Below are 25,899 nucleotides of genomic sequence, written 5' to 3'. Positions count from 1 at the left end.
TAGTTCGTAGGACGGATACGTACTTTGTGCAGTGCTGTTTTATCAGCAAAAGCAGCATCTTCTCCTAATTCATTTATGAGTTGAGGGGTCAAAGAAATGCCCGTTTCATTTTTGTACCATTCAATAAGATGGGGTTCCGTGTCGGCGATGACGCCGTCCATATCAATAGCTATTGATTTTCTCATATTTAATAAGTTTTGCAATAAAGATACTAAATGTTGCAATACTTTGCAATATATTGCAAAGTATTATTTTATATATTTGCATATAATATAAAGAGATATGGTAAGAGAAGAACGTTTACAGCTCATATTAAAGCAGCTTTCTAAGGAGAATAAAGTTCGCCTCGAACAGCTTAGTATACTATTAAACGTATCCGAAGATACTGTACGTCGCGATATTAAGGTATTGGGATCTCAGGGTCTTCTAAAAGAGGTAAGAGGAGGGGCATTGGCTAATTCTCCTAGTCCACATCATTATAGGGATCGTGAAAAATACGATTTGGGACAAAAGCAGGCTGTTGCTTTAAAGGCCTTAAGCTTTTTAAGGGATGGGCATGTGGTATTTTTTGATGGTGGGACCTCTGTTGTGGCATTAGCAGCCTGTCTGCCTAAAAATTTAAAAATAACGGTCGTTACCAATAGTTTTCCGGTAGTTAGTGTACTGGAAGATCATCCCAACGTTGAAGTGATATTTGCCGGAGGCCGCCTCTGTAAAGTTTCTTTTACCGCAATCGGTGAAGATGCGATTAATACATTGAAATCAGTTCGAGCAGATATTTGTTTCCTTGGCGTATGTAGTATCCACCATGTCATTGGGATAACAGCTAAAGATTATGAAGATGCACAAATTAAAAAAATAATGATTGCACAGGCTCTTAAAACAGTTGCATTGTCTACCATAGAAAAACCAGCACAGCGGAAGCTTTTTGTATAGGGCCTGTGACTGATCTGGATACTATTCTTACTGAGGCAGATCCTCATCATACTGCGCTTCAGGTATACCGAGAACTTGGAATAGAGATTTTATAGAACTGCTAAATATTTTTGGTATGACCTTATCGCATATGGCACACGATATTTTAAAGATTTTTATCTAAAATTAGTGCGTATGCAAATGACTTTTAATAGATAATCTGAGTACGCTCTTTAATACTATTCATAACAAAAATACTTTTTGTTTGTCCGATACCATCTATTTCAGATAGCTTATTAACGAAAAATTCATGAAATTCATCCATATTTGGGGCCAATATTTTTAGCATAAAATCAAAATCACCACTGATGTTGTAAAATTCGACCACTTCGTTCAATTTACATACTTCTTCTATAAATTTCGTTGCTGTTTTTTTATTGTGGGCATTTAGTGCAATCATACAGATGACCATCATTCCTTTATTAACTTTTTTGCGATCTAATACTGCGGTGTATTCTTTTATAATCCCCAATTTTTCCATGCGCTTAATTCGTTCATGTGTTGGAGTAGAGCTAAGATTGATCTGTGCTGAAAGATCACGCACACTAAGCTTGGCATCTTTTTGTAATAAGCGCAGAATAGCAAGATCCTTTTCATCTAGAGTATAATTTTCTGAGGGCATTTGTTCTAATATTTGGTGGTTAAATAGTTTTTAAAGTTTATTTGTTCTTTGTGATTTATCTAAATTAATTAATTGTTCCAAATTTAAGAAGTAATTTTATAGTATGTTCCAATAATTTTAATTTTGCAGGAAATTTGAATGGTATGGGAACAAGGAGAAATTTAATATTAATACTGGCATCGATAGGAACTTTTGTTGAAGCGTTGGATATCGCAATTATTAATCTCACTATTCCCTCTATTCAAGAGCAATTTAATATCGGTGCAGAAAAGGTGCAGTGGTTACAGACCCTGTATGTGTTGTTTTTTGGAGGCTTTCTGATTATTGGAGGTAAACTTTCTGATGAGATAGGACGTAAAAAATTATTTCTTTTAGGGGGAATGATTTTTATGTTAGCCTCACTAGGAGCAGGGCTTTCACCTAATTTTGAGGTACTGGCTTTATTCCGAGCTTTGCAGGGGCTTGGCGCTGCTTTTATTATGCCGTCATCCTTATCAATTGTCACCAATACTTTTACCGAAAACCAAGAAAGGAACCGTGCGTTGGGAGTTTTTAGTTCTTTTGCAGCAATAGGATCGGGAAGTGGATTATCAGTGGGAGGGCTCATCAGTACCTACTTAAGCTGGCACTGGGTTTTTCTGATTAATGTACCGATTCTTTTGATCACATTAATTCTAGCATATTATTATTTACCTACAGATGAAAAGGCTCAAAATGTTCAGAAGACAGACGGTATTTCCGGATTACTGCTTGTCTTAGGACTCTTAAGTTTAACCTATGGGACACATGAACTCATACACATCAAAGAGAGTCCAATATTGATAGTTGGTTCATTGCTATTGGCTATTCTTTTACTGAGTGTTGTGATCCATCGTTTAAGAACAGTATCACAGCCATTAATTGATCTCAAATTATTCAGGTATAAATCATTAATGGCTTCAAATCTTGCGTTTTTTACACTAGGCGCATTCTTTATAGGATTTTTATTTTTGATTTCTTTGATGCTTCAGAAAGATATGCATCACAGCGCCGCTTCTGCAGGTTTAATGCTGGTTCCTTTCAGTATTATGTCTGCATTGGTAGCTAAATTTATATTGCCTTATATTTGCCGAAAATTTTATCCTGCGCAAATGGGTATCCTGGGCTGGTCTTTTATGCTATTAGGTGCTTTATCTTTACTAGTATCCATTTATTTAGATCATCCCCTACAAACTGTTTTATTTGGGGCAGCATGTATTTCAGGGATTGGAATGACGATTTGTTTTACAAGTTTATCAATTTTAGGTATTCGTGATGTAGAGGCCGTTCATTATGGTGTTGCTTCAAGTTTAACCAGTACAAGCTATTTTTGGGAGCGGGAATCGGATTGTCATTTATGACTTTAATGAGTCAGCTTTTCCCCTCAACACTGGCAGTGGATCATTTAAGTTTAGCCATCTTGGCGGGTTATGCTATTGTTGCTATGGGTATATTGAGGTATTTAATGGTTAAAGAATTAAAAGACGAAAAAACTGAGGTTGTCGCTATTACTTCATGTGAAATCGCTTCTGAATGATGAAAACTTGATTACCGTCTCTCTGCGACAGTTTATTTTTGGAAATTGGTCACTGCTTAAAGGTGAAAGTATTTAAATAATTAACCATGAGAAGACCTGTATTATTCTAAATATCGCAGAGTTTAATGGAGATAATTTTTAGGATTATTTACTTATTACGCTTTATAAAAAAGAAAAATCCTCATTTTTTGATGAGGATTTTTTTAGTAGTGCTCCCAACTGGGCTCGAACCAGTGACCTGCAGATTATGAGTCTGACGCTCTAACCGACTGAGCTATAGGAGCGGGTTATTAATATTTATAGCTTATTTTTATCAGCTTTCCACAAAGATAACAAATTCCATTTTTATTATAAAACAATAATTGAAAGAACTATAAAATTTGGTATAGCATTTCTGTTTTTGCATCAAAGTTTAGCTTACCATTTTATCATCAATACTTATTCAAAGTATCAGAAGAAAGACAAGTTCGTGATAAAAGTTTAATGGAGTAAGGATATTTTTGAGTACCAATTTTATTTTTATAAAGCATACTTCGCTTAAGAGTAGCTTGATAAAGAAATTTCAGAATTCGTTATTACTTAAATTTTGCCCAATTATTGTCGGTATTATTTAATTTAAGCACATCTTTTAAGCTTTCCTTGTTACAGACAAATAGTATGGTTTTAGGTCTTTCATTAACGATTTTTGAATCCTGATCCGGGATTTTAGCGTTTATTTTTTCAAGATTTTCAGAACTTCTCGGATCAAAAATAGAAATCAATTTAATTATTCTGTCTTTAACGTCCCAGGTGTAGGTGTATATATGCACATATTTATTATAATCACTAGAATCAGTTTTTGTTTCTTTGCCATATACCCCTTTGATATTCAGATATAGTTTATTTAATCTTTCAGGTTTTAGATATGTCTCTGCATTAATTATTTTCAATTTCCCGTCTTTTGAAGCAATTGCATTAAGGGTTGAAAAATTAATACTGTCAAATTTAGCTACTATATTATTATCTGATGATTTTTTATTTGAAATTAAACCCAGCCATTGTCAAAATCACTAATTTCCACATATTGATTATTATTTGAAATTTTTAAATTTTCGTCTTTATTTGCATTTCTATAAAAATCTTCCGTATTGAAGGTGTTAAAATCAAGTTTTTTTAGATCAATTATATTTTTTTGATATTCTTGATTATTCGTTAGACAGGAACAGAAAAAGATCATGTAAAAATACACAGGGAGATATTTCATAATAAATATATTTTAAATCGTTATTTTAATCGTTTTGCATATGTTTCTGGGTTTAGTTGGATTTCAAATTTGGATCATGCATTTTCCAGGATCATTTTTGGATATTATCTCTTTCTTAGTGTTTGCGAAGAATTAAGTGATTGATTTTGTTAAAGCAAGGATGCTATTACAGCAAAAATAACTACCAATATGATCACGGGTAAAATCATGCTGAGAATAGCTTTCCATATACTGAAGTTATTAACTGTAGCTATTCCTAAGACCATAAATATGGCGATATTTATGCCAACAAATCCATTTATTGTCATCAAAAATATTTTAAAGATTGTTTGGGACCAACTTTCATTATTTACCCAGAATGATATACTGAAAAAGGAAATACCATATATCAGAGATCCGATGATATACAATAGTAATACGATTATCCCTGGTATGGATGAATAGGCAATAACGCGGAGAATATCTGCTGCACTTGCTATACCTTTTAGCCATCTTGCAGTACCAGCTAAGATGTAAGCAAACATTATGTAAAAAAGTAAGCTAATGCCCGACCCAAAAATTATAACTTTGAAGAAAAGTTCTGTCCAACTTTCAATATTGAGTTTACCCGAGGATATTCTTCCAAATTGACTTCCTAATAGCGCTAGGTAAAGTAGAAGCCAAGCATACTTATTATACCAGTGCTCTTGTGTAAATCTAAAGAACCACTTAGGTCTTGTATATAAATTCGTGATAATAAATTTAAAATCTTGATTTTCGGGAAGGTCTATATTCATGTTGTCATATATGGTTGATCAAATTTAATTATTTAATTAATCCATGCAAATTTATTTTTCGTTTGTTTAAAAATTTGGTTGATTCCGTATTTACATATGCTTATTCCTGGAAATTTTTCATGTATGTGCGGATGGGGATAGTAATGTGGTAGAATCAAATTATTGAATTTTAGAAAGATAAGATTTTGCTTTTAAACCTGAGAGTAAGTTGTGGGTATTAAAAATGTATTGTTAATTTTAGAAATAGTATTTGCATATTGAGGATCGGACACTAATTTTTTCCATTCAGGATCAGCAATGAAATCAACCCATCCCTTATTACGTTCCTCCATATTCTTACAGGTGATCAAATAGGTGAGACGAGGTAACCTGTCGCCTGCAATCACTTCACCACAGAATACCGGATTTAATTTTGCTCTTTTGAAGATAGGAAATTCGCCATCATGAAACATTTTAATTTTTCTTTTTACAGCATCTTCACTGTAGCCTTCATATGTTCTTAGCTCAAATATCCGCGATTTATCGGATGGAATAGTGATTTTAGGCCAACCTTCGAAGGCAATCATTAAGGAAGATTTAAAACGATCATATAGCGCTTTGTCTTCGGGAATACTGTTATATGTAGCGCTATTTTCAATGTAATCTGCATCCATTTTTACTTTTGTATTGACGGATAGGTAATTGTCAAGAGAAGAGTAAGGGGTTAATAAGTAAAATTGGCAGGCTCAGATGGAACCAATTCTTTGAATACACCAACTGCTTTTACACCATATTTATTCAGTGCGGGAATAAGGGCAGATTTAAAATAATTGTCCAGTTGTTGCTGGTCAGAACCGAATCGTATTTCGTATTCACGCAATTCATATATTTCCTGCTCAGTTGCATTATTATCGGCTCCTATTACTGGAATTATAGTTGTTGCTAAACCTGCAGTTAGTGAAGATTGAAGAAATTTTCTGCGTTTCATACTGGTCAATGGTTTTATAATAAATGATTTAGATAGAATAAATATATAAATTTAATCCTATTTTCTATAAGGCCGTTCTAATAAATAATCAGAAGTTTAGTGTGTGGAAACTTTTTTGAAGATAGTTTTTACCTCAAACAGAAATCTTATTTATGAAAATAAGCTCATCATAGAGATATAAGCCAATTATGGTTAATATATTTTTAATAACTGCTTTTACGAGAGAATGAGAATAAATATGTTGGGTAAGTTACAGGTCTTTGGCAAGCATTCCTATAGACACTTATTTTTGCTTATGCTTGAAGCTAATAATGTCTTGGCAATATTCCATAGTGGTGAGACCTACAAGTGAAGGATGCCTTTATGCTTTAATTAGAGTTTATAAAGCTTTGGTTTTATCCTAAAGATTCTCCAATACAGAAAAAAACTTTTTGGTCTTAAGTAGTTGAAATTTATGTATCCATCATGAAAGTACAGGATAGTAGCCTCTTATTTATTTAATACATTTAATACTTATAAGTATCCCATTATGAATTCAAACCGTGCTATTTTAAGTTTCTTAATGCTTATTGTTTGCTTTTGTGAGATCAATGCGCAAAATATATTAAGTGATAAGTTTAATCAAGTGAGCCCATTAACATCTGCATATGTTTATCCTACTCGTATCGTATGGAAAGAGGGAAATGTGATACATGCTACAAATTTATTAAAGAGGGGTAATGGTCAGGCAAATTTATACAACCCCAATACTGTTGTATTTAAAAATGAAAATAATCAAATAGGGACTAGCATACTATTAGACTTTGGTATTCAGATGAATGCATCTTTTGAAATCATCACAGGCATGTGGGGAGGCGATAATTTACCGAAAAATGTTCGTATACGTTTCGGGGAATCAGTTAGTGAAGCAATGTCCGAAATTGGCGTTATGGGTGCTACTAATGACCATGCAATACGAGATTTTATGATGCAAGTACCGTGGCTTGGTCGCAATCGATCTGGTGAATCTGGTTTCAGATTTGTACGTATTGATTTTTTAGAACCTAATGCTGAATTACATTTGCGAGAAGTAAGGGCTGTAGCTACCTTTCGAGATGTTCCCTATCTAGGGAGCTTTAAAAGCAGTGATGAAAGACTTAATAAAATATGGGAAGTAGGTGCATACACTGTACACGTTAACATGCAAGACTATTTATGGGATGGTATAAAAAGGGATCGTTTAGTTTGGGTAGGAGATCTTCACCCTGAAGTATCTACTGTCAATACCGTATTTGGGTATAACGAAGTTGTCCCCAGAAGTTTAGATCTTGCGAGAGAATCGACACCGCTACCCAATTGGATGTCTGGACATAGTAGTTATTCGATGTGGTGGATTATCTTGCAATATGATTGGTATATGAATTATGGGAATTTAGGATATTTAAAGGAGCAGCAATCTTATTTACAAGGATTGGTTGAGCAAATTACTGGGAAGGTTGTTAATGGAAAAGAACGGATGGATGGCGCTCGATTTTTAGATTGGCCATCAAGTGAGGATAGTGTAGCTGTACATGCAGGTATTCAAGCACTAACTATAAGATCATTGGAGAATGCATCGGCTCTCTTTCAGATATTAGGTGATGATAGTTCAAAAAATAGATGTGACGAAACAGTTGCGCAGATGCGAAAATATATTCCGCCACTCCATCATTCAAAACAAGCCGCTGCATTGATGTCATTAGTCGGATTAATCGATGCAAAAAAAGCGTATACGGAGGTATTATCTATAGGAGGGGCGAAAAATTTTTCAACCTTTTACGGTTATTACATGCTCGAAGCAATGGCGAAAGCAGGAAAGTATCAAGAGGCTATGGAAATTATCTCGACCTATTGGGGTGCTATGCTGGATCTAGGAGCGACAACATTTTGGGAAGATTTTAATATGGATTGGTTGCCCAATGCCAGTCGTATTGATGAGCTTGTACCAGAAGGAAAATCGGATATACATGCAGATTTTGGAGCTTACTGTTATAAAGGTTTTCGTCATAGCTTGGCACATGGTTGGGCTTCAGGACCAACAGCGTGGTTGTCTGAGCATGTATTAGGAATTAAAGTAGCGCAACCAGGTGGAAGGGCATATACTGTTAAACCTAATTTAGGCGATCTTAATTGGGCAGAAGGAACATTTCCAACACCTTATGGGCAGATATATGTTAAGCATGTGAAAGAACATGGACGTATCAAAACAGTGATCAAAGCACCTAAAGAAGTTAAAATAATACAATCATGAAACAAAAAAAGAATTGTATTTTATTAAATAATACGATGTATTTGTTTCTTGCAGTGTAGAAATGCGTACAGCAATCAGAATATGATCATCACCCTGCTCAATTACTTTGGGGATACCTGGAGTGGTAAATCCACCTTAAGATTTAGGCAATCAAAATTGTGGATGTTTTATAGTAACACAACTTTTATCCAAAACCGCAATAAAAGTTGTGTGCTATAGATTATCAATTAAGGTATAAAAAAGCGATCTATGAATTTTGTTTTTCAACCCAACTGATAAAAAGAACCTTTGTTCTCAATATTCATCTTATTCATTAATATAATTCAGCGCAAAACTCAACCAATCTCCAACTGTATCATCTAAATACACATCAGGCTGAATTCCTATGTTGTCAATTGGATATTGAGGAAGTCTTGCTGAACGATAAGTTGGTAGGTATAGTGTATAATTCTCGCAACCAAACTTAAACTCTCTTATCGAACCATAATCCAACACTCCCATTGAAGGTGTTCCCAAAATTTTCACCTTTTTACTTTGACGTGCTGAAAATAAAAAATTCTCTCCGGCACTTGCTACATTTTTATTTGCTAAAATAATTATTTGTTTAGGTGCTTCTGATTTTAATGCTATCGTATCAATCGTCACTTTTTTACCATCATATAATATAAATTTGCCCAAATTATCTTTATATTCTTTTAGTCCATCTTCAATTTGGCTAATTGCTTTTAAAGAGTCTTTATGGACGTTTTGCATCGCATAATCTCGCAAGCCATTAATAAGCGTATTCGTAGACAAAAATTCGACATTCATTATTCGCAAAGGATTTGTTAAAATATACGGTAGTAGAGGCTGATAAACATCATCAGTACCACCAAAATTATCTCTTATATCAATAATCAGTGCTTTAGATTTTTCAATTTTCTTTTGATTTAGTTTTATGAGCTCCTGTACAGGGGTAATATTGTCATATTTAAAACTTTGGATTTTATATAAAAAACATTTGATGGTAACAACTTTCCATCTACCTCTTTTTCTTTCGGTTTTGATTCTCCCAAATTTTCGTTTTCATTTTTGTTTTTTATACGTGTTTCGATGTAAATATGCTCATCTTTAAAAAAAGAAACATAGTTATTTAACACCTTGATACAGTTGGTATTAGTGGTGGTGTCGGATTTTGCAATAACTAAAGCTTTATGATTATTGTATAAATCGAATTTTCCATCAGTTTTTTGCTTAAAACCTGGATAATCAACTTCTATTTTAGTTATTAAACGTTCTAATGCCATTTGACAATTGCATTCATTTTGAGCAAAAGATATATTTATAATACAAATTATAAAATAGAAAATTAATGGTATTCTTTTCTTCATGCGATATTAATTATTTAGTTTGTTGATGTCATTTTTTTTATTGAGGTTATAATCGATACTGCTAACGTCCGTCTTTCTGAAAATTTTAATTTATATAATCAAATGTACAAAATTATGAAAATCATAGCAGCTACTTAATCGGATTGATTTGTATCTTTTGATTTATGGATTTGCAGATCCACTGTCGTTATTAGAGATTCTTCAATCCCTTGATTGCAGTATTTGTCACAACAGATTTTTAAATCGGAGGTCCGTAAACTATGTCCTGTATATGATAGTCCTGAAGCGCCTTAAATGCTTCAAATCGCGCATACCATTATTCGAATCTTCTTTTAACGTTGTTTGTACCTTCTTTTAAGACGCTTTTAATTTCTCCCATAGTTGCACCGTAGTTGCACCGTCCTTTTCCTTGTGCATGGACGGTGCAAGGGTGGTGCAAGTACGGCGCAGTTACTACTTTTGTTAAAAGCGGGGTACTAGCATGTAGCCTTATGGTGCAAAAGAGGTATTTATATCTTGCGGTAAATCTAAGTTGTTTTATTGTCTGATGGTGCTTAACTTCAAATGTTGGAACTATATAAACCGATATCAGGCTATATTTAACGTTATCATGACACGTTGCTTCTGTATTTCCAGCAAATTAAAACAAACTATTTTAAGGAATTAACGTTCTGGCACCAGCGAATGGAAACAAAAGCCAAGTAAGAACGAATAAAAACCGCATATGTAAACTGGTTTAAACTTTAAACTGTAATTATAAGGAAGAAACTGTCAAAAATCAGAAAGGATTTAATCGCTTTACTATTCTGGTTATTTTGATAGCTAATCTTTAATTTGAATAATTATTTCACAGACATGAGATATTATTTATATTTTTAGTATTATAATCTGGATAGAGAAGATGGCAAAACAAATTAAGGCGTTAAAATGTCCACATTGTGGTAGTGTTAAGAAGCAGAATATTAAAGAAGACCATTATATCTGCAACAATTGTGGCACCGAGTACTTTTTGGATAATGACGATATTAACGTCAATGTAAAGCATCAATACGGCCACGGAAGATTTAATGGACTAGATCCGAAAACAAAAAAGTATCTATTTTTTGTTGTAGCTGGCATTTTGTTCTTTGTTTTTTTAGTAGTATCATCAGAACCTGTGGAAACAAAAGTGGAGGTATTTCGACTTTAGTCTCTTCCGACGATTCACCTAAGAAGAAGGAATATGTAGATCGAATCAAGGAATATTTAGCATTTACAGCATATAATAGTAAAAATCCGATGTTTCTTTTTATTATTAATCGTAGCAAAGATGCTTTTTCTCGGGAAGGTGCTGAATATTTTGCACGTTTTTATGATCCATTAAAAGAGAAATAGTTAATGATATCCCACTTTCAGGATGGAAAGATGATTTTTATATACAAACTCGGGTTTTTAGCGATGGTGGATTTTATATCTGTGCTGATAAGAGCAATAAGGTTTATAAAATTGATCCGGCAAAAAATGAAGTCATAGATGTAACGAATACCTTTTTTGGTGATGTTCCTGAATTTTCTTCTGGTATAGCTACTTTAAAATTTACACAAGATCGGGAAGGAGATGGTTTTAATATCATGACCAACGATGGGAAGGAATACTACTATTACCCTTTAGTTCGAAAAATCTATAAAGATCATATGCAGAGACGTGAGGCCGGTACAGGGCTTGCCAGCCTGTTGCCAGGCGCTAGAACGTCTGTTTATTATACATTTTCCGAAAAAAGCAGTGATTACCCAGAAGAGAAAATCCAATTGATAAAATATTGGTATAAAAACAATTCCGGTTATCCGATCATGCTTCCTTATAGTTATCAAGTGAGTTGGCAGAAGGTGTATCAATATCCAAAGAAGTCTGGTATCTATTACGGTTCATTTCCATATACAAAGAAATTGGTGAAAGAACCTCGGATTACAAAATTTGTTGATCTCACACCAGATCGTCTTTATTTTAAAGCTGATATCGGATTCCAAGATAGTACGAGTTTGTATATTACAGGATTGCCAGATGCCAATCCTGAAGGTCATACCTATATTCAGAAAATCGATACCGAAAGTGGGAAAATCATTTGGACCTATACACCCAAAGTGATAATTACGCTGTTGAAAGTGATATGTACGGTTATACTGGAGGAGTTGTTTTTAGCTATTACGATAGATCGGGGACTTCCAGTTCCAATCGGATCATTATTATAGCTAATGATGGTACAGTACTGAAAGATATAGACAGAGACGAAATATTTAAAAGATAGAACATGGGACTATTTAATTTTTTTAAGAGGCAAATAGCCACGGTTATAGAATGGCAACCACAGGATCAAAACGTATTGATATGGCGGTATCGGGCAGCTACAGGCGAAATAAAAAATGCAAGTAAATTGATTATTTCTCCGGGACAGGGATGTGTTCTTGTTTATGAAGGCAGGATTACAGATGTGATCGACGAGGACGGGGTATACAACATCCGCACAGATAATCATCCATTTATCACTTCTTTGCTCAAAGTCGCACAGTTGTTTGAAAGCGAGCATAAAATGGGACTTTACTATTATCGTAAAGCTGAAGTTCTGAATCAGGGCTGGGGTACAGCTTCACCGATCAAGTATTTTGACGACTATTATAAGATTCCTATTCAGCTCTCAGCTTATGGTAATTTTTCGTATCGACTCAAAGATCCGGCGAAGTTTTTTTCCAACTATGTCGGCTCACAGGATAACTATACTACCGAGTCTTTTCGTGAAGTCGTGCAGTCTCGAATTCTTCAAGTCTTAACTTCTAGTTTTGCGAAAGAAAAATTAGCTTTTACGGAGATAGATGCAGAGATTGATCGCTTGTCTAGAGGTATGAAAGAACAGCTCCTACAAGATCTAGAAACATTCGGCGTTCAGCTACATGATTTCAGGATTGAGGGTAATTCTTTTGATCAGGATACTCAAGATCGTATTGGAAAGATTGCTGATATTACTGCTGACAGCCATGCGGCGACTGAAGGTGGTCTTAGCTATGTTGAGTTGGAAAAACTCCGTGCGTTGCGTGACGCTGCTAAAAATGAAGGCGGTTTAGCGGGTGCAGGAGTGGGATTGGGAGCAGGTATGAGCTTAGGAAAAGTATTTAGTAATTCAATTGATGAAGTTACACAGCCTGTGGCGGGTGTAGATCCTATGGAGCAATTAAGAAAGTTAAAACTGCTGCTCGACGAAAATATCATTACGCAGGAAGAATTTGATCAGAAGAAAAAAGAGTATTTAAATAAATTTTAGCCGATGAAACATCTCATTACATTTCTATTTGTAGCGTCATTACTCGTATTGGGATTTGTCGCCCTGAATTATATCTGGAATTGGTTCCCGATAGATTATACTGGACTCGTAAAAGTGTTTATATCTATATTGGTTGTTATTTTCATTGGGACAGGGCTTGCAATGGTCTTTAGTGCTGGATATGCAAGAAGAGATAATCAGCGGGATGTAGGAAAAAAGATTAATCTTATTTCATAGAAATGAACTTAAGTGTTGATCATAAATATGCTTAGAAGAGCTTCATCTTCAAAATTATTTTAATCAAAGTAAGAATGCTCAATAAGAGTAAGATTTCCATGTGATATAAAAACGTATAACAGTCGTTCATTATTGTAAAATAAAAATCAAAGTGGGATTAAAAGAACGCGAGGACGTAAAAGAAATTACTGCGCAATGCCAAATTGGAAATAATACCACCATTCAACTGCTTAAGAAATTGAATTTTGCAGAAGTCAATAGTAAATATTCGATGTTACTCCGGGCTTTTCCTACGTGTGGTGTTTAGTGATCTTGTGTAAACTAATTCCGATTATTGGCAATATATTCTATATAGATAACACCTGTGTTAGATGTTATTATAAAAGACCCTCTATAAATCAACGCACTATACAAATACCCGTAGCGAATCATATCCTTTACTTCACGTGTAATTATTTGTTAATTAAAGCAGTAATAATTATCTTGGTGAAGGGTAATTTATGTTGCCTTAGATATTAAGCATTAGATTATGATTTTTAAAAGAGCAGTGAAAATTCTTGCTATTATATTTGTTTTCATCACTATCGTCACACCATTATTTGCACAGCGAAAATTTGATATACAGGGTACTGGAAAACAAATACTGGATGGATAATAATATATTTAAGCTATAGAAATGAAGGGCGATATATGTTGGATTCCACATTTGTTAAGAATGAAGGAAATATACCTATTCGGGCTTCTTTGTATCGGAATCAGAATCCTACGCACAATTATGATTTTATTTACGATCGGTTAAGCTTATACCTCGAAGAGGGAATAATTTCTGTTCAAAGTATGGATTCGTTAAATAATGCGCGTATAAGTGGAACTGCTGTCAATAATACGTTTCAACTATTATAGGAAAGATTAGCTCTTTTGGAAAAAGAACGACTTTCAATAAAAGATCCAGATTACTTTAGCGAAGAAGAAAGGAAAGATACTGCTTTAGTAAATAAGAATAGGAGTTTACTGGAAGCTAATTATTATAAACAATTTGATGTTCAACTAGCATTTGCCAAAGAATTTTTTAACTCCTATGTCAGTCTAGATCTTGTGAACAACATAGCCAGGAATAATAAATACAATCATTTAGCGGAAGAGGTATTTAATTTATTATCTGATAGTCTACTGCAATTGCCAAAGGCTACAGTAACAAAAGAGTCTTTTTTAAATAAAAACAAGGTTCGCATTGGATCTATTGCCCCTGAATTTGAAATGAACGATAGGTTTGGAAGAAATATTAAATTGTCAAACTACAGAGGTAAGTATTTATTGTTAGATTTTTGGGCGTCGTGGTGTTTACCCTGTAGACAAGAACATCCTAACTTAGTAGCGCTGTATGATGATTTTAAGGTAGCTAATTTTGATATTTTGAGCGTTTCTATAGATAGTAAAAAAGATAAGTGGCTAAATGCTATTATTGAAGATGGTTTAATATGGGGTCAAATTTCTGATCTTAAAGCTAGTAACGGCGAGGTTTACTTGAAGTACGGTATAAGTACTATACCGTGCAACTTTTTACTTGATCCCCGGGGAAAAGTGATTGCTAAGGATTTAAACGGTCAAGATTTGAGAGATAAAATAAAAGAAGTGGTGAATATACAAGCGAATATGCACTAATTATGTTTATAAATATAATTTTGCTGTTTGAAATTTGTTTACAGGATCGAGTAGCTCACTGTTTTTGTTTTCCATATTTATTCATACAAGTAGATCTATTTAACTCGTATCTTAATGAAGCCCATATCAATAGATCTTGCTTTTTACTTCCTTCTCTAGAAAATGGTTATCTTTAAACTTGATATAACTCCAAAATTGAATATAGGGGAATAAGCAGGGCGGGCGTTACCCTATATTTGCATAAAGCAATAGCGCTGTCAAAAATGAACCATGTGATTACTTCTATGAGCGCTTAGGTCAAGAACGCTTAATGATATAATTGATAAAGACTTTAATTTATGGATACTAATCCACAAAATGTATTAGATTATACAAATAACAACACCATTTTTATGGTATGGAATATTAAGAGTGGTATTGAGGTAAAAGAAACCTTCAAACAGCTCTGTGCTCTTATCATTAATCTTAATAATTCTGGAAATGTTCGCTTTCCAAATTCCGGAGCTAGCGTGGTCATGGGTATCAGTTTGGAAGCTTGGATTAAATTAGATTTACCTTTGCCGTTACCTAAGGAGTTTGAAGTTTTTGAACAAATTACGGGGAGCAAACATACAGCGGTATCCACAAGAGGAGATCTTCATTTTCACGTCAGAGCTAGTGAAAATAGTTATTGTATCGATACGGCAGCAGTTATTTCCACACTACTGCAAAATATAGCAGTTTGCGTAGAAGAAGTGCATGGTTTTAGATATTGGGACAGTCGCAGTATTCTTGGATTCGTAGACGGTACCGAAAATCCGCATGGCCAAGAAAGGGCCACTTCTGGAATTATAGGTGATGAAGATCCCGCTTATAAAGGATGTAGTTATTTGTTTGTACAGCAATATTTACATAATATGTCTGCATGGAAATCTTTGCCCGTGAGTGAACAGGAAAAAGTTATTGGTAGGTCGAAATCTGATGATATCGAGATGCCTGATGGTGTAAAACCCTCAAATTCACATTCAGCACTTGCAAATGTGGGTGATGATCTTAAAATTGTTCGAGACAATATGCCTTTTGGTAAAGTAGGGACCAATGAAATGGGGACTTATTTTATTGCTTACGCCAGCTCGTTTATTACGATAAAAAAGATGCTAAACAATATGTTTATCGGCGTGCCTGTAGGTAATTATGATCGAATATTAGATTTTAGCACTGCAAAAACGGGTACTTTATTTTTTGTTCTAACATTCGATATGCTGGATGCATTTTCGGACTAGGATATCGCTATCGATTAAATATAGCAAGACATACTGTAAATTTTAAAAGACTTAAAATCTGCGGTAAACGAATAAAGCCATTCTATAAGGAATGGCTTTATTCGTTTACATAAACTTACGGTATTACGTGTATTGATTAAAACTAGTCTTATTGCAGCTTGGGCTCACTATATTACTGTTAGGTAAGTAGTTATTGCGTATCAGCATGATCTATGAAGACCGTGTTTTATTATTTTCGGTATCTTTTCTATACCGCTTACATACTCCATATTTCTAGTCTTTTTATACTGTATGCCTATTATTTTTGTAGTAAGATAAATCAAATTAGATTAGGCAAACATGAAAGAGAAGTTTTTAATCGCCCTCACAGCACAATATAAAGATCTGGGATTTGGGGCAAATGCAATTGTAAAAGTAGCTCACTATTTAGCAAAAAAAGTACTTTATGAAGAAGATATTGATGGGGTTTTCCAAGATGTAAAAGGGTTGTTAAATACTTTTCAAACTGATGGAGATATAGGTGGTTAGCTTATGGTTGAAAAAGTTAAAGTGTTCATCATGAATTCTTGGCTATTGTTGCCAATAACTTTTGATTTATTTCTGTTTTGAAAAATAGAATCTATGAGCTCTCCTGTTGGAGGGCTTTTTTTAACATAAATACTTGAATTATGAAAATAGGACAAAAAGGATTACAACTAATAAAAGATTTTGAAGGTTGGTATAGCACTCCCTATAGGGATCCCATAGGTATTGCGACTATTGGCTACGGATTTACCTATTACTTACCTAACCGTCGAAAAGTGAAGATGGATGATCCACCATTAACCAAGATAGAAGGAGAAGCTATGCTTTTAGAAATTCTATCCAATTATGAGAATGACGTTAAACGATTGTTAATGAAAAAATTAAATCAAAATCAATTCGATGCATTAGTGTCTTTTACTTACAATCTTGGCGCAACTAATTTAGGAAGGTCAACATTGCTAAGGAAGATTAATACCAATCCTGAAGACACTCGTATTGTTGAAGAATTTCTAAAATGGAATAAGGCTGGAGGGAAGATTTTACCTGGTCTTATTCGCAGAAGACAGGCAGAATCAGATTTATATTTTAGTTAGTGTATATGGAATTGGTAGAATTATTAGAGCGGTTTGGAGCTCCGTTGATTACTGGAATCTGCGGTTATCTCGTTGGGCGTCCAAAACAAAAAGCAGAGGTGGAAGCCACCAATGTTGAAAATGCAGGTAAAGTCATAGATAAATGGGCCAGTTATGCAGATCATCTGGAGAAAAACATTGAACAGTTGCGTGCTGCAATTGAAGAATTGAATGAAGCACTGGAGCTAGTTAATGATGAAAAAGCTTTTTGTGCAAAGACATTAACGAAGTTACAGATTGAATACGATGACCTCAAAAAGCTTTATAACGAGTTACAGATTGAATTAAGGAGGATGAAAAATGAAAAAATTATTAAAATTGACCGCCATCATGTTACTGGTGAGTAGCTGCGGTCTCTTAAAGAAAAAATCGAAGGTAGTAGAATCACAAAAGTATGAAGCCGGCACAACAATGCAGGGAGATTTCCGGTATAATCACCAAACTCAAATAAAAAGGAAAGCGAATGTACAATCATTTGCTAAGTTAGATGGTGAGTCTAAAACAGAATTTGAAGGAGAAGATATTACGCTGGAAAAAAATGGAAACGTTCGAATGGGTAAAGGAAAAGTCATTATTCATGAAATCGAGCGATCCAATACAATGCAATTAGTAAATCGGACAGAAGATATAAATTACTCTGAAAAAAAACAAGCATCCCATGCGGCAAAACAAAGAGTTGCTTTTAAAAAAGTTTCGTCAAAGCAGGCAAGTAAGCCGGAATACCACTTCTTTATCTGGTTTTTCGCAGCCTTAATTATTCTGATATTTCTTTGGTTCCGCTGGCTAAAGAAAAAGATTAAATAATTATGCTTCATAAAATAAAAAGACCACTTATAGTTTGATAAGATGGTCTTTTATTATTTCTTGAAGGCGGTTTCTGTATGGGCAGTGTAAATGGTTTTTCTGATTAAATTCCTGGTTTATTTTTAGAAATAAATGCATATTAGACTTTATGTATGAGGCGTGCTGTTATAATCAATTTCTGATTAGGTAATTCCACATAACGATATTACTTATTTAGTTACTATTAAATCGGCTATGAATGAGATAATAATTTGCGATCTGTTTGATTTCTTTTTTAAAATCACTGTAGAGATCGTATTGATTACATGCGCAGATAATAGATTTTTGTAAAGTATCGTTGCTGATATTTAAATAAGGTGAAGTTTCCTTATAAATGGAGCTTTTAACCTTGGTTTTTAATAATACTAATTTTTCAGGTTGAAAGATTCTTAATACAACCGATATGGCTTTATAGCGATGTTGGATATCTTTATAGTTGATATATTCACCTCTGATCTGCACAGGATTGATACCCACAAAAGCACAGTAGCAGTCAAGTACCGCATGAATTTTGGACAAATCAGGTTCATACATCTTATTGATCGTTTTAGTACTTCCGGATGATTTTCTGTTAAAAAGTTCATAATAAAAGAATGATATAATGTGTTCATGTTTTTAATTGTTAATCGTTTTATAATTCAGTTAGCGGAATACAAAGCTGTCATAATCGGACACTTGATGATGATCTGGACTGGAATTGTGATCAATGATTCCGGATGAGCAGATTATTAGGTCGTGTGGCTAATGCTAGTGGTGCTGATTTTATTTTCATAATCTAATTTTTGACTTATATATTGCTATAATATTTAAATGGAATTTCAAACGTTAAACAAAGTTAAACATTAAAGTTAAACTCACAAGATTTTTTGAAATTAATTTTAGGCTGTTATAACACTAATATTGAAAATTATAAACTTTTTTGTTTACAATTAAATTATTGAAATAGAATGTTTTATGTATTTTTTATTGCAAATTATTTGTTAAGGTTAACTAGATTGTGTAACTTAGTCTCAGGTTGTTATGTTATTGTGTAACAATTGTTAAATACTATGAAGATCATGGAATTATACCTAAGTAATAATTTTGAGGTATTACGATTGGAAATGAAGGTGACCAATCGTGAATTTGCAGCTATTTTAGGTGTAAGAGAGCAAGTCTATTCACGTATTAAAAAAGGCGAATATCCAATTGGTCTTACGATGAAGACGCGCATAGAAAATGCCTTTCCGAAGGTCAATTATGATTGGTTGGTGCATAATAGTGGAGAACGTGAGAAGCGTGAATTTGCTGTTCAGTCAGGTTCTGTTTCTATGATGCATGTGGGCAACGGTAAATCCATCGGTTATTTTTCGGATGAAGTGAAATTCATGGATGAAAATAAAAATAATATCTTTTTTGAAGTTTCCCCTGGTCGCTATTTGATGCAAACCAAATTAGTGACGGAGAAGGCAAAAGCGGGTTATTTATCAGGTTTTTCCGATTCTGAATATATGGATGATTTACCTGCACATTTTATTACGGTCAATGAGTTCCACCGTGGTATATATCGTTCTTTTGAAGTCAGTGGCGACAGTATGACAGATGGAACGGATGCAAGTGTTTTGGATGGCGATATCGTTACTGGACGTTTGATAAAAAGAGAATTGTGGCAATCTAAATTTCATACCCATAAATATCGCTATTGGGTTATTGTCCACCGCTACGAAGGTGTCATTATCAAAGAATTATCGATCATGATGTTGAGAAAGGAATACTTACCTTACATTCTCTAAATACCGATAAGGATAGATATCCAGATTTTACGATTATTCTCGATGATGTCGATCAGATATTCAATGTAGTGGATATCAGTCGGTCGCTATAGTCTGCTCAAATAAAAGCTGATGCTCGCACAGTTTATTTTATGATGTGAGAAATCTCTTATTATAACCTGTCGATTAAAGCCAGCTTATTATTAATAAAGTCTGCGTTTTGATTAAATTTTAGAAATTGAAATATTTGGTTCTAACACATACTTAGTCAAAATGATCTGAAGGACAGTTATATAAAGAGGAGCGAGGTCTAGCGAAAATTGCTATTATGTCCTTTTCAAGTACCTTCATGTTGGGTAAAACTGTTTGCTGTCTGAACTTTTTTGAAAAGCAATTTGTTGTGTGATTTTGCAATCATATTTCAAGGAATTTCTTCAACTGTAAAATTTCAATCTCGATTAGCAATTGTAATAAGGCTCAGGTGTTAGCACTTCAATGCCCAAAAGCTCTTGTAAAGGTTGCACATAGGCATCCAATGCATTTGTTCGCCGTAATAAATTGCCACTAAATCATCAGATTTTAATCGAACAAAAAATTCGACATAACCACCACCTTTTGCAGGTAACACATTTTGTACAATAATTTGACTTATATCAGTACGATTAAACTGAATAGCATATTGATCTCCCGTAAAACCAAATGTGTGATCATTTGCTAGCCACACGGCATTGTGATATTGGGTATTTTCATTCAATAATTGTGGTACGGCGATAACATTAGCATTATTTTTATAATCGGGCTGAAAATCTAACCAGGTTTCAAACGATAGAATTTTTGTCGTTTCTGGGTTTAATTCAATTGTGTCACGTGCAATTACTTCCGAATAATCCCTATAATTATTAATCGATAATGATGTTCCGCCGTCATCATATTGACTATCTACATCATAAGTATAACAGATCGACAAACCTATGCCATCTAAATCAAATGTTAGGTATTTTTGATCGTCCCGTTCGTATCCCGCATTTTCGATGTCAGTAGGAATTTCTTCCATCCAAAGTTTACGCAATTCGTAATAACTTTTATCGCTATTCGAGTCAGCATATAATGTTGTAAAATAAGATTGAACAGCAATATTTTGACGATCGTTTTCATCGTAATAAAACTCCAGATTATTTATAACTAAAGAACCTATTCGAACAGGATAATCGATTTTAAAGTAGCTCGTTTCAAACTCTGATTCGTACAAATGACCAATATTCAGTTTTAAGAATTCTTCGTATGATGTATCCCAAGAAACAAATAGAGGGGGAGTTGTTTGTACTTCAAGTCCATCAATATAGTCGCTGTGTCGGTCTGTAAGTATTTGATAATTTGTTTCCTTTTTATCAATCCAAATACGGTGTTTTTGTTCCTTTTTGCTATTTATGATTTTAAAGAATAATACATTGTCAAAGCCAAAACGTTCAGATAGTTGTGGATAGATTTTAGAAAAACCATTTTGCAGAATGGGAATGTAGTGTTGTCTGTAGTCGAACAAAAATAGGTATGGATCCTCACCCAAAATTTCGACGTAAGCATATTTTAATATAGATAAATTAACACGCTCTTCATTGGTATGATCTTCATAAAAAGATGATCATCTTGGATATGGATATTTCCCGGTTGTGTTTCTTTCGGATAAGAATTGTTCTTTTTGAATAGATTGAGCATACGTGTCTGTTTTATATTTGACTGTAATTGAAAAGATTCTCTATATCAAAGATAAGTAGTTTTCTCTTTTGAAGCATTAGCTGAAAATGGGGGTTTTTGACTGCCAGATCAATTCTATATGAAAATATCCAATCGGAAATTTCAGATCTCAATTGGACAAATTTAAAAAATCACCATTCTCATTTTAAGCTGCCAATCCAAATAAAAATACATTGTATCCATTTGGGCGTCACACGTTTTGTAATACAGAAATATAAGTCGCAATTTTTAGTGAGAGCCAAGTCGTAAGATGTGGTTTTTTTATATTTTTATTTAGGCCAATGATATGTGGATCTTATCTCTTTTTTAATCATAAGTTGGATGTTTTTTAGAAAAAGAGAATGCGTTTATTTTATTCAATTTCATGTATTTTAAGTTGTCTTTCTGTTCATGGTTAGTACATTAAAAATGTTCTTATCTACTATTGATGATATAAAAAAAGAAAAAGTAATCTCATTTCTTAAACTGGTTTAATTACTTTAATTTCTGTAAGATATAATTTTGACCAATAAAATTCTTAAAAAAATGAATCAGAAGTATTTTCAATTATTTGTTCGCATCACTGTGGCGATTGCATTTTTATCGGCTGTAGCAGACCGGTTTGGCATTTGGGGAAATCCAGGAAGTATGAATGTCTCCTGGGGAGATTGGGGACATTTTGTAGATTACTCCAATACACTTAATTTCTTTGTATCTCCTGCAATCGGAGAGGTTTTAGCGATTATAGCCACGGGTTTAGAAATTGTTTTTTCCTTGCTACTGCTTATTGGATACAAAACAAAAATGATCAGTTTTGCATCTGGTCTTTTATTAACAATTTTTGCTGTATCCATGACAATATCTGTGGGAATTAAACCTACTTTTGATTATTCAGTATGGATAAGTGCCTCCGCATGTTTCCTTTTGGGAACTTTAAATAGATATTCATATAGTTTAGATGGATACTTGATTAATAAATCTTTTAAAACGAAATGTTTGGATTGATTACCTCCTAATTTTAACAGCATTTAGCATTGTTAATTCATTTCTTCAGCATATCATAGCAAGAACTACGAATATAAATACTGGAGTGAAAATCACAGAACATCCCGTCGTCGTGAAATGAATGGATTTTAGAGGGTTTGTATAGAGCGCCGTCACGTGCTATTTTTTCGGGATGTATTAAAGTAATTAACTTTATTACATACTTTTATAAGGAATTGGTTCTGGTCATTTATGGTGTTTTGAGCATCTATTATTGAAAAATAATCATTTTTGAACTTCCGCCAATTTCATATTAAAAAAGACAGATTGCAATAATCGATTAAGTATTAGTAATAAGGGAAGGAATTATGTGTTTTCTAATTTTTCTTGTAGTTCCCTTCTAAAAGTGATTCCAACGGGAAGGTTCATATTATTGATCTGCACTAGACCATGCTCATATTTGCTGACCTTATTGATAGAAGCAATATACGATTTATGGATGCGGACAAATTTAGAGGCAGGCAATTGTTTTAAAATCTGTTGCGTGGTGATGGCGGTGAGGTACGTCTGTGCTGGAGTGACAATTTTTACATAGTTACCAAAACTTTGTATAAAATCAATTTGTGAAAGCTTAATATCAATAAGCCGACCATCCATACGGATACTGATTGTTTTAGGTTCATCTTCTGATGGAATAACACTATTGTTGTAGGATAGAAAACGTTGTAAAGCTTTAAAAAAGCGAGGAAATGATATAGGTTTCAATAGATAGTCGACCACCCCATAATCATAACTTTCTAAAGCATATTCCGAATATGCTGTTGTCAGTATTATTTTTGGAGGATTATCCAGCATTTTCAAAAACTCCATCCCATTAATTTCTGGCATATCAATATCCAGAAAGATAAGATCAACCCTATTATTTCTCAGATATTCCAGCGCTTCAAATGCATTGTAGCATTGGGCTACCAACTCCAGATCAGCGCTTCTTTCAATATAATTGACCAATACATAATGTGCAGCTGGTTCGTCGTCAACCACAATGCAGCGATTTTTATCCATTGCTAAAGATTTATGACCAAGGAGATCTCAAACTCGTCCTTATTTGCAATCGTATTCAATTGATAGCGATTAGGGTATAATAACTTCAAGCGCGCTACCGTATTTTCTAAACCTATTTTTGCTGAAAATACATTCCTTTTTTTTATGGGGACTGAATTTTGTACATGCAAATATAAGGTCCCTTTTTCAATTTTTATTGAGATCGCTACGTAACAATCTTCTATACTACAGGTACCATGTTTAAAAGCATTCTCAATAAATGTGATCAGCAGCATCGGTGCAATTTGGTTGTTGATTCCCACTTCTGGTTGATAATCAAAATCAATTTTTGTACGATAACCTAAACGTTCGCGTTCCAATTCGATATAACTTGATATAAAATCAATCTCATCGTCCATTGAAACAAATTCCCTGTCGCTGCTTTCCATTTGATAACGTAGTAATTGTGATACTTTGATAATCAGTTCAGAGGTACGTTCCGGAAATTTAAGACTGATCCCATAGATTGTATTTAAAGTATTAAACAAAAAGTGAGGATTCAGCTGCTTTTTTAAATTAGACAATTGCGTTTGATTGGAAAGTAGTTCTCTTCTTGTTTTTAATCGCTGGAAACGATAAAATTCGATAAATTGGATACTTCCTAAAATACATACCAGCGATCCCAGCAATACCCCAACTTGATAATGGAAAGTTTTCTGAGCGAGGTTTTTGTACAGAAAGCAATTCTTATAAATTACATTTTCCGTGATTTCCTTTAGAATAAAAGCAAAAACCAGGAGTATTGCGGTCGAAGACAACGCATAAAGTATGGCTTTATTTTTTTTAATCAGAATTGGCAGCAGAAAAAAACGGTTCACCTGTGCGTGTATGTATAAGATCAGAAAATAGACCAACCCCATTAAAAAGCCTTTCCAGCTTAAGATCAAAATCCAATCATTCAAAGTAAAGAGGATAAATGAGAAAATCAATAATGCGATTTCCTGTATGATCTTATTCTCCAGAATCTTTCTCATAATCCCTTGTTTTTGTTAAAAATCTGTTACAAAGTAAAAGTATTAAGTTTATAACCACCGAAAAATAAATGACGAATTAAATTGGTCACTTTTAAACGCTATAGATCATTTTAAACTAATACTGCATCGTACTTGGGGCTTATCTTCGTTTCCATAAAATGATATATAACCTATGCTGAAATTGAATTTAGTGTTGTCATTGGCTGTATCACTTGCGACCTCAACCTCATTTGCACAGAAGCTTACCATCCGAGATGCTGTAGACCAAGGTCTTGCAAATTATGGAATGATCAAGGCAAAGACGTATTATGTCCAATCCTCACTACAGACCAACGAACAAGTAAAACGCGACTTCTGGCCTAATTTGACAGTCGTAGCACAACAAGATTATGGAACCATTAATGGACAAAATGGTCCATTATACGGATTTGGGGGGCTGGGAGTAGCTTCCTCAGGAGCAGCCCTTCCAGAACAGAATTGGAATGCTGCCTTTGGAGCCCTGTATCTAGCAAACATCAATTGGGATATCTACACTTTTGGCCGAAAAAGGAACGAATAGAATTGAGTAAGGCCGATAGTAAACGACTAGAAATTGATCTCCAACAAGAACAATTTCAACATAAGATCAGGATTGCAGCCGCTTACTTAAATCTTCTGGCGAGTCAGCGTCTCCAAAAAAATCAACATAAAAATCTAGATCGCGCATTAGTCTTTTTTAATATTGCGGCCACTAAAGCCAAGAATGGGATTTTGCCCGGTGTCGATTCAACCTTGGCTTCGGCTGAGGTCTCTCGTGCAAAAATCAGCTTGAATCAAGCTGGAGAAAATGTGAAAGAACAAAATAATAAATTAACGGTATTGATGGGAATCAATGCAACAGACCTTCAAATTGACACGGGGTTAGTGACAAGAACACCAGCTCAGCCGCTTGCAGTAGATGTATCTCTGGTAGGCAATAATCCTATACTTCAATATTACAGAAGTCGAATTGAAGTTGGTAAGCAACAGCTAAAGTTATCAAGCAAAGAATACTTACCAACTCTGTCTGCCTTTGGTGTATTCCAGGCACGCGGTTCTGGACTTTCCAAAAAGTGAAGATACAACAAATCTTCAACCGTAACCGTCCTA

Annotated in this window: 32 protein-coding genes, 1 tRNA gene and 1 pseudogene; 21 read left to right on the top strand and 13 right to left on the bottom strand. The window is 34.1% G+C overall.

Annotated elements, in window-relative coordinates; all coding sequences use genetic code 11:
- A pseudogene (locus tag L950_RS14680) lies at positions 1-224 on the bottom strand (hypothetical protein); the annotation flags it as partial.
- A 58-nt stretch (positions 225-282) separates the two neighbouring features.
- Between L950_RS14680 and L950_RS14675 the strand changes: the two are divergent.
- Positions 283-936, top strand: coding sequence for a DeoR/GlpR family DNA-binding transcription regulator (locus L950_RS14675; protein WP_021188923.1), 654 nt, complete (start codon positions 283-285; stop codon positions 934-936).
- A 187-nt stretch (positions 937-1,123) separates the two neighbouring features.
- Here L950_RS14675 and L950_RS14670 read toward each other — a convergent pair whose 3' ends face one another.
- Positions 1,124-1,597 (bottom strand): Lrp/AsnC family transcriptional regulator, encoded by a 474-nt coding sequence (locus tag L950_RS14670; RefSeq protein ID WP_021188922.1) that lies wholly within the window; start codon positions 1,595-1,597, stop codon positions 1,124-1,126.
- A gap of 143 nt (positions 1,598-1,740) precedes the next feature.
- Here L950_RS14670 and L950_RS14665 point away from each other — a divergent pair, with 143 nt between their 5' ends.
- Both L950_RS14665 and L950_RS30210 read left to right on the top strand, forming a co-directional pair.
- Entirely contained in the window at positions 1,741-2,976 is a 1,236-nt protein-coding gene (locus tag L950_RS14665; RefSeq protein WP_197086445.1) for an MFS transporter, read from the top strand.
- Complete coding sequence (locus L950_RS30210; RefSeq protein ID WP_197086444.1) at positions 2,946-3,152, top strand: hypothetical protein; 207 nt, start codon at positions 2,946-2,948, stop codon at positions 3,150-3,152. The genes L950_RS14665 and L950_RS30210 overlap by 31 nt, the downstream gene beginning before the upstream one ends.
- A gap of 210 nt (positions 3,153-3,362) precedes the next feature.
- On the opposite strand, the gene L950_RS14660 is transcribed toward L950_RS30210, so the two are convergent.
- From L950_RS14660 to L950_RS30200, 5 genes are all read right to left on the bottom strand, one after another.
- Positions 3,363-3,436: transfer RNA gene (locus L950_RS14660), tRNA-Ile, on the bottom strand.
- A 291-nt stretch (positions 3,437-3,727) separates the two neighbouring features.
- On the bottom strand, positions 3,728-4,081 hold the full coding sequence (locus L950_RS14655) for a hypothetical protein (protein ID WP_021188920.1): 354 nt from the start codon (positions 4,079-4,081) through the stop codon (positions 3,728-3,730).
- A 463-nt stretch (positions 4,082-4,544) separates the two neighbouring features.
- On the bottom strand, positions 4,545-5,171 hold the full coding sequence (locus L950_RS14645) for a YIP1 family protein (protein WP_021188918.1): 627 nt from the start codon (positions 5,169-5,171) through the stop codon (positions 4,545-4,547).
- 191 nt (positions 5,172-5,362) lie between these two features.
- Entirely contained in the window at positions 5,363-5,824 is a 462-nt protein-coding gene (locus L950_RS30205; protein WP_197086443.1) for an NIPSNAP family protein, read from the bottom strand.
- A gap of 50 nt (positions 5,825-5,874) precedes the next feature.
- Positions 5,875-6,138 (bottom strand): hypothetical protein, encoded by a 264-nt coding sequence (locus tag L950_RS30200; RefSeq protein ID WP_197086442.1) that lies wholly within the window; start codon positions 6,136-6,138, stop codon positions 5,875-5,877.
- A gap of 529 nt (positions 6,139-6,667) precedes the next feature.
- On the opposite strand from L950_RS30200, the gene L950_RS14635 reads away from it, so the two are divergent.
- The gene (locus tag L950_RS14635; protein WP_021188917.1) at positions 6,668-8,407 is read left to right on the top strand and encodes an alpha-L-rhamnosidase C-terminal domain-containing protein; all 1,740 of its coding nucleotides are present in this window, start codon (positions 6,668-6,670) and stop codon (positions 8,405-8,407) included.
- A 306-nt stretch (positions 8,408-8,713) separates the two neighbouring features.
- On the opposite strand, the gene L950_RS14630 is transcribed toward L950_RS14635, so the two are convergent.
- Together L950_RS14630 and L950_RS14625 are read right to left on the bottom strand one after the other, a co-directional pair.
- Positions 8,714-9,346, bottom strand: a complete 633-nt coding sequence (locus tag L950_RS14630; protein WP_231577291.1) for a S41 family peptidase — start codon at positions 9,344-9,346, stop codon at positions 8,714-8,716.
- On the bottom strand, positions 9,343-9,693 hold the full coding sequence (locus L950_RS14625) for a hypothetical protein (RefSeq protein ID WP_021188915.1): 351 nt from the start codon (positions 9,691-9,693) through the stop codon (positions 9,343-9,345). The genes L950_RS14630 and L950_RS14625 overlap by 4 nt, the downstream gene beginning before the upstream one ends.
- Before the next feature lie 985 nt (positions 9,694-10,678).
- On the opposite strand from L950_RS14625, the gene L950_RS14620 reads away from it, so the two are divergent.
- The 13 genes from L950_RS14620 (at position 10,679) to L950_RS14570 (ending at position 18,191) form a co-directional block, all read left to right on the top strand.
- Positions 10,679-10,966, top strand: coding sequence for a hypothetical protein (locus L950_RS14620; RefSeq protein ID WP_021188914.1), 288 nt, complete (start codon positions 10,679-10,681; stop codon positions 10,964-10,966).
- A 421-nt stretch (positions 10,967-11,387) separates the two neighbouring features.
- The gene (locus tag L950_RS14615; protein WP_021188912.1) at positions 11,388-12,005 is read left to right on the top strand and encodes a hypothetical protein; all 618 of its coding nucleotides are present in this window, start codon (positions 11,388-11,390) and stop codon (positions 12,003-12,005) included.
- Positions 12,006-12,064: 59 nt separating this feature from the next.
- Positions 12,065-13,069 (top strand): SPFH domain-containing protein, encoded by a 1,005-nt coding sequence (locus L950_RS14610; protein WP_021188911.1) that lies wholly within the window; start codon positions 12,065-12,067, stop codon positions 13,067-13,069.
- 3 nt (positions 13,070-13,072) lie between these two features.
- Positions 13,073-13,306, top strand: a complete 234-nt coding sequence (locus L950_RS14605; RefSeq protein ID WP_021188910.1) for a hypothetical protein — start codon at positions 13,073-13,075, stop codon at positions 13,304-13,306.
- A 151-nt stretch (positions 13,307-13,457) separates the two neighbouring features.
- Positions 13,458-13,613, top strand: a complete 156-nt coding sequence (locus tag L950_RS28705; protein ID WP_021188909.1) for a hypothetical protein — start codon at positions 13,458-13,460, stop codon at positions 13,611-13,613.
- A 222-nt stretch (positions 13,614-13,835) separates the two neighbouring features.
- A complete protein-coding gene (locus L950_RS35485; protein WP_021188908.1) occupies positions 13,836-13,961 on the top strand; it encodes a hypothetical protein in 126 nt (41 codons plus the stop codon).
- Positions 13,962-13,996: 35 nt separating this feature from the next.
- Positions 13,997-14,209: a hypothetical protein gene (locus tag L950_RS14600; RefSeq protein ID WP_021188907.1), complete on the top strand. Its 213-nt coding sequence runs from the start codon at positions 13,997-13,999 to the stop codon at positions 14,207-14,209.
- Positions 14,210-14,224: 15 nt separating this feature from the next.
- Positions 14,225-14,968 carry a TlpA family protein disulfide reductase gene (locus tag L950_RS14595; protein ID WP_021188906.1) on the top strand — a complete coding sequence of 248 codons (744 nt, stop codon included), beginning with the start codon at positions 14,225-14,227 and terminating at the stop codon, positions 14,966-14,968.
- Positions 14,969-15,306: 338 nt separating this feature from the next.
- Positions 15,307-16,230 (top strand): Dyp-type peroxidase, encoded by a 924-nt coding sequence (locus L950_RS14590; RefSeq protein WP_021188905.1) that lies wholly within the window; start codon positions 15,307-15,309, stop codon positions 16,228-16,230.
- A 339-nt stretch (positions 16,231-16,569) separates the two neighbouring features.
- Complete coding sequence (locus L950_RS14585; protein WP_021188904.1) at positions 16,570-16,758, top strand: hypothetical protein; 189 nt, start codon at positions 16,570-16,572, stop codon at positions 16,756-16,758.
- 140 nt (positions 16,759-16,898) lie between these two features.
- Entirely contained in the window at positions 16,899-17,348 is a 450-nt protein-coding gene (locus tag L950_RS14580; RefSeq protein ID WP_021188903.1) for a lysozyme, read from the top strand.
- Between the two features lie 5 nt (positions 17,349-17,353).
- Positions 17,354-17,734 carry a nickel pincer cofactor biosynthesis protein LarC gene (locus tag L950_RS14575; protein ID WP_021188902.1) on the top strand — a complete coding sequence of 127 codons (381 nt, stop codon included), beginning with the start codon at positions 17,354-17,356 and terminating at the stop codon, positions 17,732-17,734.
- Positions 17,688-18,191, top strand: coding sequence for a hypothetical protein (locus L950_RS14570; protein WP_021188901.1), 504 nt, complete (start codon positions 17,688-17,690; stop codon positions 18,189-18,191). Before L950_RS14575 ends, L950_RS14570 begins: the two co-directional genes overlap by 47 nt.
- A gap of 213 nt (positions 18,192-18,404) precedes the next feature.
- Here L950_RS14570 and L950_RS14565 read toward each other — a convergent pair whose 3' ends face one another.
- Positions 18,405-18,764: a hypothetical protein gene (locus tag L950_RS14565; RefSeq protein WP_021188900.1), complete on the bottom strand. Its 360-nt coding sequence runs from the start codon at positions 18,762-18,764 to the stop codon at positions 18,405-18,407.
- 524 nt (positions 18,765-19,288) lie between these two features.
- Here L950_RS14565 and L950_RS14560 point away from each other — a divergent pair.
- The gene (locus tag L950_RS14560) at positions 19,289-20,002 is read left to right on the top strand and encodes a helix-turn-helix transcriptional regulator (RefSeq protein ID WP_156169697.1); all 714 of its coding nucleotides are present in this window, start codon (positions 19,289-19,291) and stop codon (positions 20,000-20,002) included.
- Positions 20,003-20,465: 463 nt separating this feature from the next.
- Here L950_RS14560 and L950_RS14555 read toward each other — a convergent pair whose 3' ends face one another.
- Positions 20,466-21,545: a hypothetical protein gene (locus L950_RS14555; RefSeq protein ID WP_031287639.1), complete on the bottom strand. Its 1,080-nt coding sequence runs from the start codon at positions 21,543-21,545 to the stop codon at positions 20,466-20,468.
- Between the two features lie 713 nt (positions 21,546-22,258).
- Here L950_RS14555 and L950_RS14550 point away from each other — a divergent pair.
- Entirely contained in the window at positions 22,259-22,717 is a 459-nt protein-coding gene (locus L950_RS14550) for a DoxX family membrane protein (RefSeq protein WP_021188898.1), read from the top strand.
- A 345-nt stretch (positions 22,718-23,062) separates the two neighbouring features.
- Here the strand turns inward: L950_RS14550 and L950_RS14545 are convergent, their stop codons facing one another.
- Positions 23,063-23,758, bottom strand: a complete 696-nt coding sequence (locus tag L950_RS14545; RefSeq protein WP_021188897.1) for a LytR/AlgR family response regulator transcription factor — start codon at positions 23,756-23,758, stop codon at positions 23,063-23,065.
- A gap of 2 nt (positions 23,759-23,760) precedes the next feature.
- Entirely contained in the window at positions 23,761-24,771 is a 1,011-nt protein-coding gene (locus tag L950_RS14540) for a sensor histidine kinase (protein ID WP_021188896.1), read from the bottom strand.
- 172 nt (positions 24,772-24,943) lie between these two features.
- Between L950_RS14540 and L950_RS28700 the strand changes: the two genes are divergently transcribed.
- Positions 24,944-25,330, top strand: coding sequence for a hypothetical protein (locus tag L950_RS28700; RefSeq protein ID WP_021188895.1), 387 nt, complete (start codon positions 24,944-24,946; stop codon positions 25,328-25,330).
- Positions 25,291-25,866: a TolC family protein gene (locus L950_RS26585; RefSeq protein WP_156169696.1), complete on the top strand. Its 576-nt coding sequence runs from the start codon at positions 25,291-25,293 to the stop codon at positions 25,864-25,866. The genes L950_RS28700 and L950_RS26585 overlap by 40 nt, the downstream gene beginning before the upstream one ends.
- The last annotated feature ends 33 nt before the right edge of the window (positions 25,867-25,899 follow it).

Origin of the sequence: Sphingobacterium sp. IITKGP-BTPF85, from assembly GCF_001006065.1 — a bacterium.
Taxonomy (GTDB): domain Bacteria; phylum Bacteroidota; class Bacteroidia; order Sphingobacteriales; family Sphingobacteriaceae; genus Sphingobacterium; species Sphingobacterium anhuiense.
Note: the sequence above shows the minus strand (reverse complement) of the source record. Positions and strands in the feature narration are given on the sequence as shown.